15 protein-coding genes are annotated in these 16,198 nt (G+C 62.0%); 9 read left to right on the plus strand and 6 right to left on the minus strand.

Annotation, left to right across the window (positions count from 1 at the left end; all coding sequences use genetic code 11):
- Window positions 1-507: 507 nt before the first annotated feature.
- Window positions 508-1,635, plus strand: coding sequence for a GmrSD restriction endonuclease domain-containing protein (locus ABD908_RS22770; RefSeq protein ID WP_345000320.1), 1,128 nt, complete (start codon window positions 508-510; stop codon window positions 1,633-1,635).
- Entirely contained in the window at window positions 1,632-2,297 is a 666-nt protein-coding gene (locus ABD908_RS27715) for an MAE_28990/MAE_18760 family HEPN-like nuclease (protein WP_385922905.1), read from the plus strand. Before ABD908_RS22770 ends, ABD908_RS27715 begins: the two co-directional genes overlap by 4 nt.
- On the opposite strand, the gene ABD908_RS22775 is transcribed toward ABD908_RS27715, so the two are convergent.
- Together ABD908_RS22775 and ABD908_RS22780 are read right to left on the minus strand one after the other, a co-directional pair.
- A complete protein-coding gene (locus ABD908_RS22775; RefSeq protein ID WP_345000322.1) occupies window positions 2,251-2,580 on the minus strand; it encodes a tyrosine-type recombinase/integrase in 330 nt (109 codons plus the stop codon). The genes ABD908_RS27715 and ABD908_RS22775 overlap by 47 nt on opposite strands.
- Before the next feature lie 321 nt (window positions 2,581-2,901).
- Entirely contained in the window at window positions 2,902-3,828 is a 927-nt protein-coding gene (locus ABD908_RS22780; RefSeq protein ID WP_345000324.1) for a hypothetical protein, read from the minus strand.
- Window positions 3,829-4,354: 526 nt separating this feature from the next.
- Between ABD908_RS22780 and ABD908_RS22785 the strand changes: the two genes are divergently transcribed.
- Entirely contained in the window at window positions 4,355-5,338 is a 984-nt protein-coding gene (locus ABD908_RS22785; RefSeq protein WP_345000326.1) for an HNH endonuclease, read from the plus strand.
- 83 nt (window positions 5,339-5,421) lie between these two features.
- Here ABD908_RS22785 and cas1 read toward each other — a convergent pair whose 3' ends face one another.
- Window positions 5,422-6,858 carry a CRISPR-associated endonuclease Cas1 gene (gene cas1, locus ABD908_RS22790; RefSeq protein ID WP_345000328.1) on the minus strand — a complete coding sequence of 479 codons (1,437 nt, stop codon included), beginning with the start codon at window positions 6,856-6,858 and terminating at the stop codon, window positions 5,422-5,424.
- Complete coding sequence (locus ABD908_RS22795) at window positions 6,855-7,730, minus strand: hypothetical protein (protein ID WP_345000330.1); 876 nt, start codon at window positions 7,728-7,730, stop codon at window positions 6,855-6,857. The genes cas1 and ABD908_RS22795 overlap by 4 nt, the downstream gene beginning before the upstream one ends.
- Before the next feature lie 71 nt (window positions 7,731-7,801).
- On the opposite strand from ABD908_RS22795, the gene ABD908_RS27720 reads away from it, so the two are divergent.
- From ABD908_RS27720 to ABD908_RS22820, 6 genes are all read left to right on the plus strand, one after another.
- The gene (locus tag ABD908_RS27720) at window positions 7,802-8,044 is read left to right on the plus strand and encodes a MerR family transcriptional regulator (protein ID WP_385922909.1); all 243 of its coding nucleotides are present in this window, start codon (window positions 7,802-7,804) and stop codon (window positions 8,042-8,044) included.
- Window positions 8,037-8,303, plus strand: a complete 267-nt coding sequence (locus ABD908_RS22800; RefSeq protein WP_345000332.1) for a hypothetical protein — start codon at window positions 8,037-8,039, stop codon at window positions 8,301-8,303. Before ABD908_RS27720 ends, ABD908_RS22800 begins: the two co-directional genes overlap by 8 nt.
- Window positions 8,300-9,085 (plus strand): hypothetical protein, encoded by a 786-nt coding sequence (locus tag ABD908_RS22805; protein WP_345000334.1) that lies wholly within the window; start codon window positions 8,300-8,302, stop codon window positions 9,083-9,085. The genes ABD908_RS22800 and ABD908_RS22805 overlap by 4 nt, the downstream gene beginning before the upstream one ends.
- Entirely contained in the window at window positions 9,082-11,274 is a 2,193-nt protein-coding gene (locus ABD908_RS22810) for a DNA polymerase (RefSeq protein ID WP_345000336.1), read from the plus strand. The genes ABD908_RS22805 and ABD908_RS22810 overlap by 4 nt, the downstream gene beginning before the upstream one ends.
- 3 nt (window positions 11,275-11,277) lie before the next feature.
- Window positions 11,278-12,522 (plus strand): hypothetical protein, encoded by a 1,245-nt coding sequence (locus ABD908_RS22815; RefSeq protein ID WP_345000338.1) that lies wholly within the window; start codon window positions 11,278-11,280, stop codon window positions 12,520-12,522.
- A 63-nt stretch (window positions 12,523-12,585) separates the two neighbouring features.
- Window positions 12,586-12,990: a hypothetical protein gene (locus tag ABD908_RS22820; RefSeq protein WP_345000340.1), complete on the plus strand. Its 405-nt coding sequence runs from the start codon at window positions 12,586-12,588 to the stop codon at window positions 12,988-12,990.
- Window positions 12,991-13,549: 559 nt separating this feature from the next.
- Here the strand turns inward: ABD908_RS22820 and ABD908_RS22825 are convergent.
- On the minus strand, window positions 13,550-14,560 hold the full coding sequence (locus ABD908_RS22825; RefSeq protein WP_345000342.1) for a hypothetical protein: 1,011 nt from the start codon (window positions 14,558-14,560) through the stop codon (window positions 13,550-13,552).
- 236 nt (window positions 14,561-14,796) lie between these two features.
- Complete coding sequence (locus ABD908_RS22830; protein ID WP_345000344.1) at window positions 14,797-15,969, minus strand: protein kinase family protein; 1,173 nt, start codon at window positions 15,967-15,969, stop codon at window positions 14,797-14,799.
- Between the last annotated feature and the right edge of the window lie 229 nt (window positions 15,970-16,198).

The following is a 16,198-nucleotide window of genomic DNA, read 5'->3' on the forward strand; positions in this document are numbered from 1 at the left end:
CGGGCTGGGTAGCGCAACGTCTGGGCCTCGTTGCGGGTGCCTGGTATGCCGCTGGGCGGGGTGCCGTGACGTGGGATGACAGCGTTGCCTCTTGGCGGTGCGGTGCGGTGCGGTGCGGTGGGACGGTCGCGGTGATACCGGTGGACTTGCCGGCGTGTGGATAAAGTAGTGCCCGTTTGGGGCCCTGATGGCGTGCTGGGGCGACGAGGGGCGTTATGGGTAGCTTCGACGGGGGCGTGCCTCGGCGGCGGCGAGGGACTTGTGGTGTTCGATCGCCGGCTCATGGGTCGTGAATCCGCATCAATTAGACGAACCGTCTCGGCGATCGGTTCCGACCATCTGTTCCCACAGGTAGGAGGGCCAGACGAACGCTCGCCAGGCAAAGGTCTCAACGACGACACCGCGTGAGCTGCCACTGACAAACCTGTCCTCTCGAGACGGTCCACGCTCGAGTGGGCAACAACAGTAGAGTCACATACGTAGCGAGTGACAGCCGGAGGGGCGAGGATGGACCTGCAGGAACAAATCGAGAGTGCCCGACAATCGATCAAGACCGACGCATATTCGATGTCAATCGGCGAACTTGTGAACCTTTACCGATCTGAAGAGCTCATAATACGCCCCGAGTTTCAACGACTCTTCCGGTGGTCAATCCTTCAGAAGTCCCGCCTAGTCGAGAGTATCCTTCTTGGCATACCAGTGCCATCAATATTTGTCCTCCAGCGAGAAGATGGCGTCTGGGAACTCATCGACGGACTACAGAGAATCAGCACGATACTTGAATTCATGGGTGAACTGCGCAACGAAGACCCCGACTCCGAAGAAGACCTCATTGCGCCCAAATTACTCGTCAGCACGGACTACCTTCCTGGTCTTGACGGAGTGACTTTCAGCGACGACTGGGAGAACGCAGCGGACAGTCTCACACCCGGACAGCGCATAGCATTCAAAAGGTCGAAGATCGACATCAAACTACTCCTTCCAGAGAGTGACAATCGATCCAAATACGAACTATTCGACCGTTTGAACGCTGGTGGCGCTCCAGCGACAAGCCAGGAGGTCCGCGCAGCGCAGATCCTAATGCGCGATCCTGCGATGTTCAAATGGATCGAGGACTTGCGCACAAGCCCATCATTCTCGGATACCTTAAGTATTACGGATCGCTTGATCGCGGAAGCATACGACGCAGAGCTCGTTTGCCGCTTTCTTTCGCTTCTCCACTCCGGTACTGACGACCTGAAGTCAATCGATAGTTTCGACGAGCACATCACGTCAACGATATTCTCGCTAATCGAGTCAGATGCCTTTGACCCTGAGACAGACAAACAGATCTTCGGTTCGGTCTTTTCACTAATAGATAATGCACTAAGCGACGACGCATTTCGGAAGTACGACGAGAGGAAGGGTCGCTTCGTTGGGGGATTTTCGGTTTCGGCATTCGAATCAATTACGATCGGAATCGCCCGTAATATCGAAGTGTGGCAGGAGGCCACCGAGGTAGAGCTAAGGAAGCGAGTCGAAGACCTTTGGTCACTTGAGGACTTCCGAAAGGGATCAGGCGGCGGCATTCGTGGTTCGTCACGCGTTTCCAAGACAATCCCTGCAGCAGTTTCCTACTTCTCCAAAACGGCATGAAAGTACGAACGTTAGAGAAGTTAGAGCAGCTCATCTCCGATGATGTATCCTGGAGGAAGAAAGAGCTTTCCGTACTCGACGGACTTATCGGGAACGGTCGCACGCCAGCAAGCCGTGCTGCACTACGCGCCAGCATCCCCCTACTTTACGCGCATTGGGAGGGTGCTATCAAAAACATCTGCCACTGGTATCTTTGCTATCTTGCGGCACAAGCCTTGCCTCTGGATGAATTTAAGGCCGAAATCGTCGGATACACTCTAAAAGGGAAGTTCGCTGCACTTAGCAATTCCCGCCGGCCCATAGTCTTCTCAGAGGCCGTGAGGATGATCAGAGAAGAGGCTGATAAGCGAGCAAGAATCCCTACCGAACGAGATGCAATTATCACTGAGTCGAACTTGAGTTATGCTGTATTATGCGACCTGCTTATGTCGATCGGGTGCGACACTTCCGGGTTCGATCGATACCAAGACCTGATCGATTCCCAACTCCTCAACATTCGGAATCGGATCGCACATGGAGAGGACGAATATCCCAGGCTACCAGAGTGGTCTGACCTGAAGGAAGTGATAGTGTCGTTGATCGATCAGGTTGCTACGCAGGTGTTAAACGCGTCCGTCACAGGACAATTCCGGCGTGTCGCCCCCAGTCCCGCAGCGGGGTGACGTTCCTTCGGCGCGGGGTCGACACCGACCCGAGCGCAGCCATAGTGTCTGCGTGGTCGTCATCGAATAGGTGGGCATAGACCTCCGTTGTCACCACGGTGGAGCTGTGGCCCATGTAGTCGGCGATTTGCTTCGGGTGCAGGCCCGCGCTCACACAGAAGCTCGCATAGGTGTGACGAAGCGTATGGGCCGTGGTGAGCGCTGGGATCGGTCGCAGACCGTCCGCATCGAGCGCCAGGCTCCCCCTCAACAGCGCGGGGCGGTAGATGTTCTTGTAGTACATTGTGGTGGATCAGCTCTGCCCAGTCCAGGCTTAGCCGCTCCCCTGCTTCCTGGACCGTCACGTCCGCAGAACTTGGCACAGCCCAGAGAGGCGAGACGGTTTGGGCGCGATCGCCCCTGTATCGCGAAAGCAGTCGCCACCACGCGCGCTCCCGTGCCATGTGATCCTCGACCCGATCGGCGGGGCTGAACCATCGAGGTCCTCTGCAAACTCGTCCATACCCATTAGGTGCACCAGCTCCCCATCCGGTGCCCAGTTCGTCCGTGCGTGCTCGAATGTGCGCGACTGACCAAACTACGCATCGACGGGCTCGCAGTCCCCTCACGGGTGCGATGGGGCTTCTTCTTCGGGGCCATGCACGAGGTACTGCGCGTACGCAAGGACCTGCGGGTTCATCTCCGAGTACGGGGCTGGTCCTCGTTCAGAGAACGGTCCAGTTCTGAAGCAGTACGCGCCGCGTTTGCCCTCAAACCGCTCGACCAACTCGCACACGATTTCGCCATACGGGCGCATGACCTCATCGGGGTACAGGGCATTGAGAACCTTCTCATTGAACTTAGGCATCTCATCTTTGATGCTGTCCAAGAGCTTGAACACAGAGAGGTCTTGGGGCATCCCTTTGAGCTGTTCGAGGTACCCGGCAATCTTCTCGTTGGGTTTCTTCGGGTTGAGGTTGCGAACCTGCGAGACGACCTCGTTATCGAGGTCGAGCACAATCACGGGCTCTCGGCCCACTGCGAGACTCACCGACATCTTGATAGCCATCAAGTCGATGTGCACCAAGGCATTTCGCGCCTCGATCATCCAACGGTACGCCTCGCATTGGTCGTAGAATTCGTTCAGTAGATTCTTTACCGTCTGCTCAGTAGCCTTGTCGTCGCTGCGTGCTTCGGATATCCGCTCGGCCTGAGCTATCCTCTGGTCGCGATACACGAAGCACGAGTTAGCCGCATTCATGGTCTTCGTGGCCGCCGCAATCCGAATCGACGTGCCCCGCTCTGTCGTGCGAGGGATATGCTTCTTCTTCATCCCGTATTGGGCGATGCCGATTATGAAGTCGAGTAGGTCGAGGCACTCGTCGTTCACGAACAGCCACATGGGGTCCTCGGCAAAGCGGGTCAGCTCTATGTACGCGCCCATGTAGCGCTCGTATTCTGCATCCGAGAAGTCGGCGATGTGACGCATGATGGGTGGCACTCCTGCCTCGAAGTCTTGAAGCAGGATCCCGTGGTTTCCGTGATCCTTCATCGCAAGAGCGTATCGCCCGCCTCGTCCGAATGGCGACCCATTTACCATCTGAGATGTCCTGTGGCGCAGTGTATCGCTGCGTATGCGTACGACCTCCGGTGAGCGGTCGTTGGGCGCGGAGCACTACGCCTCGACCCCGGACGCCGGGGCAGGCACCTCGTCGTCAACCTGACGTTCGAAGCTCACGATCCTCGTCTCCCGCATTACGATGCCGAGGTGGAGTTGGGAGTCTGTGACTGGACGATGGGTGGTGCACCTGCCTCGAGCCGCGTTCCGCGACGGCATCCAAGAGCCCGGGCACCGTCCCGACGACGGCGGGACCTTGGCATCATCCCCGGGCTATCGAATGGCACCACTACAACCCACGCGGATGTCGGGGTACGACGGGCGTTCCGCCCCAGGACGGCAGGACGAAACTACGAGTTGCGATGCGCCGCGGCCCTGGCGACGATGCCCGCTCCCTCGACGGCTCAGCGTGCCGGCGTAGTCGAGTGACATGTCGTAGGGTCTCGCTAGTCTCATGTGTATGGGATTGGGAGAGCTGACCGCGGAGTCCGTAAACGCAGCGATCGCCGAATATGACGAGCTGGGCGCGGACGCTTTCCTGTCCAAGTATGGGTATGGACCCGCGCCCGGGTACCTCATCCACTACGACGGCAAGCTCTACGATTCGAAGGCTATCGCGGGGGTGGCATACGGCTACATCCCCGGGCTCAACCCGCTCGGTTCCGCAGAGTTCAGCGGTGGCGAAGCGAGCGTCGCTCGTAAGCTGCGCCAGCTCGGATTCCGGGTGCCACCAACTCGGTCACCGGACTGGGTTCGAGATGAGGTCATTCTCGCCTGCGATCTGGTCGCTCAGAACGGCTGGAACTACATGAGCGCCGACGATCCTCGTGTCGTCAAACTGTCCGGACTCTTGCAGCGGCTCCCGTTCCATCCCGTCGAGGTCCGCGGAGACAAGTTCCGCAACACCAATGGTGTAGCTCGTAAGACGGTTGACATTGCCATGCATCACCCCGACTACCCCGGGAAGACTACGAAGAGTGGCGGGATCGACGAGGTCGTGCTGCACGAGTTCCTTGACGATCCGACGGGTATGCACGCGATCGCCGAGGCTATGCGCCGGTCGATCGCAGACGACACCGTGATCGAGCAGTCGGCGGTACCTAGCGAGGACGAGGATGACGGTGCCCGGGAGGGCCGTCTCCTTCAACGTCGGCACTTTGTCCGCGAACGGGACAAGAAGCTGCGTCGCCGCAAGATCGCGGAGTTTCTTAAGGTCCACGACCGCGTCCATTGCCAAGCGTGCGGATTCGACTTCGAGGCGGTCTACGGCGGCCGCGGCCAGGGGTACATCGAGGTCCATCACACGTTGCCGCTACACGCTGCCGACGAGCGGCAGACCGAGCTGACTGACCTCGTGCTGCTGTGTGCCAACTGTCACCGGATCGTCCACAACAAATCGCCATGGCTGACGTTTGACGAGCTGCGTGCGCTCGCCGCACCATAGTGGATCTTTCTAAGGTCGCTCAGCTGTACGTGCGTTACTTCGGCGCTCTTACCGATGCTCGCACCGGATAACCGCGCGTCCCGTCAGTCACCGTCGTGGTCGAGTGCCCCATTCAGTTGGTTCCAGGTTCCGTCAGCGGTCCAGCGGTCGAGTCGTGCTTTGCAGGTCCAGCGGGAGACGCCGAGGGTTTTGGGGATCTGCGCCCAGGCGGTGCCGTGGTGTGTGACGCAGAGGATTCCGGCGAGGACGGTTCGGTCGTCGGCCCATGCGCGTCCTCCGCTGCCGCTTTTGGGGTTCGGTGGGATGAGAGGGCGAAGGCGCTGCCACATCTCATCGGTAACGATGTCGGCGACGGTGACCAGTCCATCGAGTCTTAGTCGGGCCTGCTGGATCGGCGTCGTCGTGGCGGGGTGCATGATCGTCTTGTTCCGTACCAGCCGTGGTGTCGTCCGGGTTTCGGCCCGTGCGGTGTTGGCGATCGCGTTGGCGATGTACTGGGTGTGCGGCGTGATCTGCTTCGCGTAGTGCGGCAGGTGTTCGGCGAGTTCGTGTGTCAGTGGCGGAACCAGCCGGCACTGGCCGTCTCGGCTCTCGTGCAGCAGTGAGGGCCAGCGTCGCTTGTTGCACGGTGTGTTGATCATTGTCAGGACGTGCCGGTCGACGTGGGGACGGAGGATTTCGAGGAGGTCGACGGCGAGGGAGTCCCGGGCGGGTTCGTCGAAGTGGAGGAATCCAAGCGCCGGATCCAGCCCGATGGTGTGGCAGGCGAGCCGGCACTCGACTTCGGCGAGCCGGTACGAGTAGTTGAGCATCGCGTTGATCGGGTCGCTGGCGAAACGGGCCCGGCCGGACTTGCCGACTTTCGAGCTGCGGCCGTTGAAGCGCTGCCAGTGGTCGGGGATGCGTGGTAGGTCCGCGCGGAGGTACGGGAGCGCGACGGTACCGGTCCAGGCGTTCCAGTAGATTCTGCCGGCGTTCCCTTCGTAGCCGCGGGCCTCGGCGATCGTGTCGGCTGCGTCGACGGCCTCGATGAGGGCGCGGATCTGCTGCGCTGCTTGCGGGTCGGCGAGTTCGTGGTCGGCGATCTGGGCTTGTCCGTCGAGTTTGAGACCGAGGATGTGTTTGACGAGCGCGAGCCCGACGTGTTCGTTGGGTCCGCCGATCCCGGCGAAGGCCTGCGCGCGGCGGAGGCGCGCGTTGTGGTCGGCGGGCGGGGACGAGGAGGTGATGAGGTCACCGTTGCGGTCGAGGTGCAGCAGGGTGATGCCGACGTCGGCGCACCAGGCGAACGCGTCCAGGGTGATGTAGCCCGAGCCGGAGAGGACGACGATCCGTTGCAGTGTCCGTTCGATGCGGGGGATGCGGCGTTCCCGGCGGTGGGAGCCGATGCCGTCGCTGATGGTGAGATGCCCGCGGTGGACGCTGATTCGGATGCCGTAGCCGTCGACGACGAGCACCCGCGGGTCGGTCGGGGTGCGGGTGTAGATGTCGCCGACGGGGGTGTCGAGGGTCGCGGTCATCGATGTGTCTCTTCTGGTCGCTGGTCGAGGTGGAGCCCGAGGATGGTGAGGACGTCGGTGCAGCAACGGTCGACCATCAGTTGGGTATTCGGTTGGAGGTACATCCCGTCGCTCGACGGTGTCGCCGTGCGGGCGAATTCGGGTTGCAGTGCAATGTATTCGGCGAAGCTCAGCAGATGTTGTTGCCGCGCATCGATGAAGCGTTGGTCGTGATGGCCGGCGAGGATGTCGTCCCTGTTGTCGATCAGCCAGTCGACGGCGACGGAACGTGCGGTGATCAGCCTCAGTACCGACTCGACGGTCAGCGGCGCTCCGGGCGCGCCGAGGTACCGCGGCGCGTGGTCGGGTTCGAAGACGGCGCGGATCGCCTCCTCCACACGGTGAGGGTCGAAGCGACCCGTGTAGCTGGTCTCGGCCAGCAGGTCGAGGAGGTGTGCGCGGGCCGCCTTGCCCGCGCCGGGGTGGTCGAGCTGGCCGAGCACTGCGCGGGCGCAGTCGCGTGCGTACTTCTTGTTGACGCGCGGTCCGCGGTCGCCGGGGTCGCCGAGCCAGGTGAGGAACGCTTTGCGGGCTTGCCGGGTCGGGACGTAGTCGTCGCCCCAATACAGCCAGATGCAGACGACGACACGCGCGAGCGCGGGGATGCGCGTGGTCTGGGTGCGTTTGTCGAGGAGTGTCACGAACAGCAGGCGTTGATTGGCGGTGTAGAGCGCGGGGCGGGAGCCGTGGCCCTTGCCGGCGGGTTGCAGGGTGGGTGAGTCGAGCAGTCCCCGTTCGGTCCAGTCCCGGACCAGCCGCGCGGTGGGGTGATGGCCTGCGGTGCGCCCGTCGGTGAGCAGGTCGTCGATGGTGCCGGGCCGGTCGAAGGTCACTTATAGAGATTACATCGATTTGGTGCTCACTGAGGGGTGACCGACGGGATCCTGCCTGGGAATATCGGTGCATGGACATCACACTATTGACCAAAGGTCAGGTCGCACGCCGGCTCGGGCTCTCCCCGGAACGGGTGCGGCAACTCTCCGAATCCGGGGCGCTCGCATGCCAGCACACACCGCTCGGCAGACTCTACGATCCCGACGAGGTCGACCGCTACGCGGCGACTCGCGCGGCTGACACCCGGCGCTCACACCGCTCGGTCGAGCGTCGGGATTCGTCCTCGCGCGACGGCGGTGCTGACGGTGAGTGACGAGATGATCCGTGCCGTGACGACGCGGTCGGTCGAGTCCATTCCCGTGAGGGAGCTGACCGAGGCCGAGTTGTCGCTTGTCGGGAGTCATTGGAACGCCGTCGGGCGGTATCTGCGGACCGGTGACACGACACGGCTGAACCGGTTCGTCGGCGTCCGGGTCGGTGGTCGTGAGTTGGAGACACGGACCGTCGCACTGGACTATTACGGCAACATCGGGGAGCTCGAGTTCGAGTCGATCTATGACGACATCCGGTGAGCCGGGGAGTGTGCGCCGCGTGCGGGCGGATCGGTCGTATCGAGGCCCATCACCTCGCGGGACGCGTCAATGATCCGACGCTCACGGTTCCTGTCTGCCGGGACTGCCATCGCGGTTACCTGACACCGTGGCAGTACGCCGACGGCGTCGGACTCCGCCACGATGGAGTCGACAACGAGGTCGATACGCTGCGTGCCCTCGTGCATGGGATGTTCCGCTTCCTCGCGCTGATGTGCCAGCGCACCGGAGGCGACCCGGCGCAGCTCGCTGACGACTGCATCCTGACGGCGCGGGGGTTCTCGTCCCTGCTGGATGCGGTGGGGCCACCCGACCGGCAAGGTCGGTGGTCGCCGGACCCACGCAACGCCGATCCTGTTGCGGGACCGGTGATCCCCGCCGGCGGATCAGCCGCCGAGCGCCTGCACGACCTGGCGACCAGCTTCCTCACGGCGACCGAGCCGGTCGCCGGCGTCGACCCGCTCCGCGTGGTGCTCGTCGACATCGTCGCCGACCCCGAGCGGTACCTGGACGCCTGGGAGGAGTTCGTCGCCGACCCCGATCGATACACGCAGATGTGCGCCACCGTCGGCGAGATAGCCGAGTGGAGTCACAACGCCACGCTCGGTCTCCTCGACCTCGCCGACCCCCACAGGCGGCCGGCGACCGGCGCCGGGTCCAGAACCGAACTCGGGCAGGGACTCGCGGATGCGGGCTCCAAATTGCTAGACCTGCACCACGCCGTGATAGCCCATCATGCGGAAGAACCGAGGGCAGTGCGATGAACGATGGCGACCGCGACCTCCTGCCTGTCGCGGTGCGGGCCTGGACCGACGCACCCCGCGCCACCCGCAGGGCGCAGCGCAGCGAACCGATTCAACACGTCCTCGTGATCGACACCGAGACCACCACCGACGAAGCGCAAGCCCTCAACTTCGGATGCTTCCGCTACTGCCACATCGACGGCGACGGGCGCGTGGTCACCGTCGCCGAGGGCCTGTTCTACGCCGACGACCTGCCCGAACGGCACCCCGACGGACACGCCGTCCTGCGCTCCTACGCCGCGCAGCAGTCCGCCGACGTCGACATGAAATACACTGGCGGATCGGTTGATTGGCGACTGAACTTGATGCCGCTGTCGGTGTTCGTCCGCGACTGGCTGCGGCTGGCGTACGAGCCGCGGCGCGGACGGGCGTGGGGACCTGCCACGGTGGTGATGTTCAACGCACCGTTCGACCTCTCCCGCCTCGCCGGCAACGTCAGCGACGCCCGCGGCACCGGGAAGGCGCACGTGTTCGCCGGCGGATTCTCCCTCGCGCCGTGGGTCGACGCCGATGGACACCCCGCTGGCTGGTTCCCGAGACTGCGGGTCAAGTCGATCGACTCGAAACGCGCCCTCATCGGCTTCTCCCAAATCGATCCCGAAAAGAAGATCAGTACAGGCGATTTCGTCGACCTCCGGACCGTGGCTTTCGCGTTGACCGGAAACAGTCACAGCCTGGCCACCGCATGCGAGACCTTCCGTGTCGAGCACGGCAAGACCGCGACCTCCGAGCACGGCCTCATCACACCCGAGTACATCCGATACTGCCGCGACGACGTACGTGCCACCACAGAGTTGTTCGAGAATACCAGCGCGGAGTACGCACGGCACCCGATCGCTTTGCCGGTCAGCAAAGCGTTCTCGCCGGCCTCCATCGCCAAGGCCTACCTACGGGCGATGGGCATCACCCCGATCCTCGAACGCCACCCAAACGTCACCAATCAGGCTCTCGGGTACGCGATGTCGGCGTACTACGGCGGGCGGGCCGAAGCCCACATCCGCAACACCCCGGTACCGGTGGTCGTCTGCGACTTCACCAGCATGTACCCCACCGTCGACGTCCTGATGAACCTGTGGGGGCTGCTCACCCACGAGGACACCGTCACCGAGGACGCCACCGACGACTTTCGAGCGCTGCTGGATTCGGTGACGCTGGACGGCTGCTTCCGCCCCGACCTGTGGCCTCAGCTCGTCGGTATCGCGCAGATCGTCCCCGACGGTGACGTGCTTCCCGTCCGCGCCGCCTACGGTGACACCCCAGGATGGAACATCGGTGTCAACCACCTGACCAGCGACCATCCACTCTGGTATACGCTGCCTGATATCCTCGCCTCGACATTGCTCACCGGCAAGCCACCGCGCGTCCTGCGAGCGGTGCGGTTCACCTCCTCCCGCAACCTCTTGCACGGCCTCACCGAGGTGCGGCTGCGTGGCGAGGTCCCTGTCGATCCCGCGACGGATGACTTCTTCCGCACCGTCGTCGAGGAACGCCAACGCGTCAAGACCGCTGGCCAAGGCCACCCGGACAACTGTCCGTGCCAGGAGTGCTCGCTCGCCCCGTTCCTCAAGGTCCTCGCGAACGCCGGAAGTTACGGAATCTTCGGGGAGATGAACCGCCACGAACAGTCGAAGCCGATGACCGTGACCGTGTACGGGGCCTTCGAGTCACCGTGGGAGACGACGACATCTGCCCCCGAGCTGCCGGGTGAGTACTGCTTTCCACCGATCGCTGCCTGCATCACCGGGGCTGCCCGGCTGATGCTCGCCTTGCTCGAACGATGCGTCACCGACCTCGGCGGAACCTGGGCGTTCTGCGACACCGACAGCATGGCGATCGTCGCCGACGAGACCGGTTCACTGGTCCCGTGTGCCGGCGGACCGCACCTTACCGACGACGGCCGCCCCGCGGTCCGCGCCCTCACCCCGCATCAGGTCGAAGCCATCCGTCGTCGATTCGACACCCTCAACCCCTACGACCCTGTGGCGGTTCGCGACATCCTCAAACGCGAATACGACGGATACTGCGTCGCGATCTCCGCCAAGCGGTACGCCCTCTACCACCTCGACGATTCCGGACACGCGGTGCCGGATCGGGTCATCGATCTGATCGGCGAGGACGTCGACGCCGACACGTGGCCCGGCACGGCATGACCCGTGATCGACAAGAACTCCGAGCACGGGCTCGGGCACCTGCTCAACCCCACCGACCCCGAATCCGACGACCGAGACTGGATACGCCACCTGTGGACCTTCATCGTCGCGACCGTGATCGGCGCCGACCGGGTCGAGCCGGACTGGCTCGACCGACCAGCGCTCGGACGGATCACCATCTCCTCACCGACCATGCTGCAGCCGCTCGCAACGTGGAACGAGACACGGCCATACGCTCAGCAGATCAAGCCGTACAACTTCCTGCTCGTCGCGCACGCCGCACCGCTCGGACACCCACCCGGTGCCGACCCCGAGAAGTTCACCCTCATCGCCCCGTACAGCGCCGACGCCACGCTGTGGGCCGGGTTGATGTGGCGCAACCTCCACGACCCCCACGGCCCGACCTACAGAATCACCACCGAGGACTGGGATCACACCCTCGGCGGCCAACCGGCAGACCTCGTCGTCGTCACCTCCTACCGCGACGTCCTGCACCGATACATGCGCCACCCTGAAGCGAAATCCGCAGGCCCAGAGGGAAACCCATGCAGACACGACACCACCGGGCTCCTCGGACGACGGCAAGTCCACCTCACGAGCGGCAACCTGCACCACATCGGGAAAGAAGCCAACAAGATCGACGACGTCCAGGCCGGAACCGTCACCGCGCTCGACGACGTCGTCAACGACTACGGAACCCCGCTCGACATCCTGGCGGCTCTGGTGTGGCCGTGCATCGCCACGCTATCGAACGTCGACATCGCTGCACGATTCGACGTCGCGGAACGGACCGTCGCGCGCTGGCGCCGGAAGGATGCGACTCCCCGCGACCGACACGTGCAAGCGCTGATCATGCTCGCCGTCGACGTGGCACTCGACCACCTGAACCGGGCCGCGATCGACCACCCATGGTGCGACCTGCCGCTCGCAGCGGCGCGCCGCGACTGGCGAACGGTACTCGCGTTCCACCTCGACCGCCACGAACCAGAACAACCACGATGCCCCTGCGGCTGCGGAGCCCCGCTCCGCCCACGCCAGAACTACGCGACAGACGCCTGCCGGAAACGCATCGTACGCCGATCCGCCCCGCCGACACCCGGCGCGACGGCGGCACCCCGACCACAGACCCAACTGACACCGGCGAGTCGTCCCCACGGGGCACAAGTAGGGACAGCGGCACCGATAGACAGTTTGGACATGTCACGTACTCGCGCAGCGGACCCGTCCCGATGTTTGGTGGGGTGGTAGTGGTATCGGTGGTTTCGGCCGACGCGCACCGAACCGCGCCCGCACCACGTATCATGATCCAGCGTGAAGAAGTGGATCACTGCGGTCGCCGCAAGTGGAATCTGTGTATCGCTCACTCCCTCTGTGGCACAGGCGGATCCGCCGCCCATGACGCCTGCGTATGCGTACGACTGCGGGCACAAGTCGATCCGACCGGCTGAGATCGTCATCACCTGCGCGGACGCAAACAATGAGGTGGTTGACATCGATTGGTCGGTGTGGAGCACGGAAACGGCGCTAGGCCGTGGCGTGTGGACGATCAACCCATGTATTCCCTACTGCGCCGTGGTTCCCTCGTCGAAATGGAAACGCACGCCGGTCTCTGTGGTACTCACAGAACGGCAGGACGACGGGTTTATGCTGATGGTGCTCACCGACGGGTCAGGCAGGAACACGGTAGTGAACCTTCGCGATATCGCGCAGGCGTGAAATACGCCGGCGACGACAGCGACCACAAGTGCTCCGGGGGGCACCGACGCGGATCGGCTCGCCAAGGTGGCCGCTGACAAACTTGGCCGGCGGCAAGAGGCGCCTGGGATCTGTCTCCACTGAGCCTGCGTTTCCGGGCACAGGCCCGGAGAGTCGCGTGGGCCGCCGTAGTGGGCCTTCAAGGGCAACGTTATGGTGTCGTCGGCAGGTTCGACCGGGCAGGTGGGCGCCCGCTGAGCCGTTTGAGATGCTTGGGTATTCTGCCTCTGAAGATGGGCAGAGCATGGGCAGAGCTGTCAGGGCTGATATCACCGCATCACGTGGGGGGCGCGGATGTGTGAGTGCGGCGCCTCGCGACGAGTACATGGATCCCGCAATCCCTGCAAGTCCAGCTGTGCTTCCGACTGCTGTTCACGTGGCCCCGGTTTCCGGTCGGCGCCGCATCGACCGGATGCCACGGCGGACGACACTCACGGCAATGGTGGCCACTGAAACACCGGAGAGCTCTTTCATGTAACCTTCCGCGGGTAAGCGGTGCGAGGCATGCCTACAAGGACCGCTACTCCGTCGACTCTCCGACTGGATCGATCTTTAATCGGCGAATACTATTCCGACACTTCTCAGGGAGTTCGATCAGGCGGATGTCTATAGTCCTGCGATCGGGTGAGAGTACCAGAACTTGCATCGTCCCCTCTCGCTCGCCCAACGTCACGAGGGTTCCAGCTAGCGCCTCACCTGTGGCGATGTTGGACACCGCGTAGTACTCGGTCGGTGCACCGCGGTGCCACTGGAGATTTCCGTTTATCGTGATAGTTTCGATGAGGACGAGCGAGGAATTCGAGCGCATATACACCCCGTCCGCGCGGACGTCGATCGTGTGAGTGTGCGGCCATCCGGGACCACATGCTTCTGCCGAATTTGAAGGTTCGTGGAAGGGGATTGGGAAGGTTCGCAGGACGGTCTGAGCGGGTTCGAGCTGGAACAATATCTGACTTGACCGCAGAAGTAGATCCCTAAAATACTCTTCAACGGAAGCGACCCGACTGTTGCCCTGCCCCTGGTTGTCGAATAACGCCGTGGACCAGTCATACGACACTTGCTGTTGAGTGACGATCGTGATATTCCAGCCTATCCAGCGAAGAAGGAACTGACTCGACGGTAAGCATTCTTGCGGCGTGCCCTTCATCGTCAGGATCGGGAACTGCTCACTGAGGTCCTTCGTCCATGGCTCAAGTCGATATAGGGTGACACCGTGTGCTTCCGCCTTCCTTTCGGCACCGTTCGTGAATCCGGAAGTCGATACGATAGCCCGATCCGTGATCGAATCCATGTCGGCGAATTTCATGCAGAGTTGTTCGACTGTGGTAACATCGATTGGCTGCCCCTCGTGCTTTACTTCGTAGGCCTTGAAAGCGTGGTTCCCACTGACAGGGTCAGTAACGGTTACTGTGACATCCACATCACGCTCCTTGCCGGCTGCGGGATCGTTTACCATATCCCCAACAACGATGTCAATCGCCGCAGGATTCCATCGCGCGGCGCAAAGGCCAACGAGGTATTGGACGGTCATTTCAGTGAGTGGCAACTTCGGCACATGGACATCGTCTCATCTCTATCACGGTTCGGGACGCGTTCGGACTTCGTTTGAGGTGCTGGTCCCTCACTTGTGGCCCGATACCGCGAGGTCGGCGCAGCGCTGGACGTTCGGGCGGCTCCGGCGGTCACCCGGCTCACACAAACGCGGTCTTGAGGGCGCCGCGTGGGGTGACGCACGCATCCTCGAGGCGATCGCCAACTTGCAGACAGCTATGCATTCAAACCCTCCACGGCATCGATGACCTCCCGGACCGACTGATACCGTCTTGAAGGTTCGGACTGCGAACACTTCTGAACGATCTTGCCGACAGGATCTGTTCCAGGTAGGAGGTTATGCACCCCCTTGAAGATGTACGAAAGAACGACCCCTACCACCCAGATGTCGTTCACAGCTGTGAAATCTTTGAAGTCGCCTCCCAGGGCCGGGTCGATATATGTACCTCGCACCTCATCTCCGGTCTTAGTGAACCCTGAATCCACTTCTTTTGCGAGGCCGAAATCTGAGAGCTTGACAACCGCAGCTTCGTCATCATACGCTTTAAGTAGGATGTTCTTGAGGCTTAGGTCTCGATGAAATATATGTTTGTAGTGCAGGTAGTTCAGTCCGTAAAGAAACTGCAAGGTCAGTCTCTTTCTCGCGCCGAAGTCGAATGCGGGTTGATTGTTTCTGCGCTTGATGTACTGTTCTAAGGTGTACTCACAGTATTCCATCGTGTACGAGTAGTTGGACTCATCAAATGAGTATACTTCAACTATGTATGGAAACCTCAGGCCCTTCATGATTTCGTACTCGCGGAGGAATCTCGAACGCTCTTCTTCGGCAGAGTTCCGCCTGAGTTTCTTCCGTGCCACCGGGAAACCGTAGGTGGGGTCAATGTATCTGTGGACGTGCGCGAATGCGCCTTCTCCCACCAGCGTTAGGCGCGCACTCGGTGCCGCTGCAACGACCACAGCCTGTTCTCCTAGCCCGATCACAGCCTCGTACTGATCGATCGTTATTGGAGTGAAACCGGCAGGGATTGGGCTCCCGCCCCACTGTGTCAGCCACTCCTCTGAGTCTCGGAGTACTCGTTGGTACTCATTTGCGAGGACAAGTGTCTGCCCAGACTGCTCAAGCGCCAAAGTTAGTTTCCGAATCTCATCCTTAAGGGCGAGCAAGTTGCGACTGTTGTCGGCGTTGAAATGCCCCTCGGCCCCGTTTCGCGACTTGTAGTTCATAAAATCGAACTCTTTGTCAAGCTCTGCGTGAATACTTGCAAATGCTCTCGCCAGCCCTTGATCAAATTCAGAGTACAGATCCAAATACGCGTCATCTATGGGCTTGGTCTCGTACTCTCGCAAGAGCCGGGTAAGTCGCTTCTGGGCGGGAGAGTCTTCGGGCACGACGGAGATCCTGCCACTGCTTAGCGCTCGGCGTGATCAGATCCCGTAGGAGTTCGCGCACACGGGTACTCGGCGCTGAACAACGCCACCTGGATCACCCGACCCACGGACCGGCAGTCACCGTCTCGTCGCGCTCACTAGGTCACGCAAACCCTGCCGAACCATCGCACTCGGTCCAGCGGCACACCACGCGCCCGCAACGACCTCCCAGATCACGGCACCCAGTCCA

Source organism: Tsukamurella soli (assembly GCF_039541155.1).
GTDB classification, from domain to species: Bacteria; Actinomycetota; Actinomycetes; order Mycobacteriales; family Mycobacteriaceae; genus Tsukamurella; species Tsukamurella soli.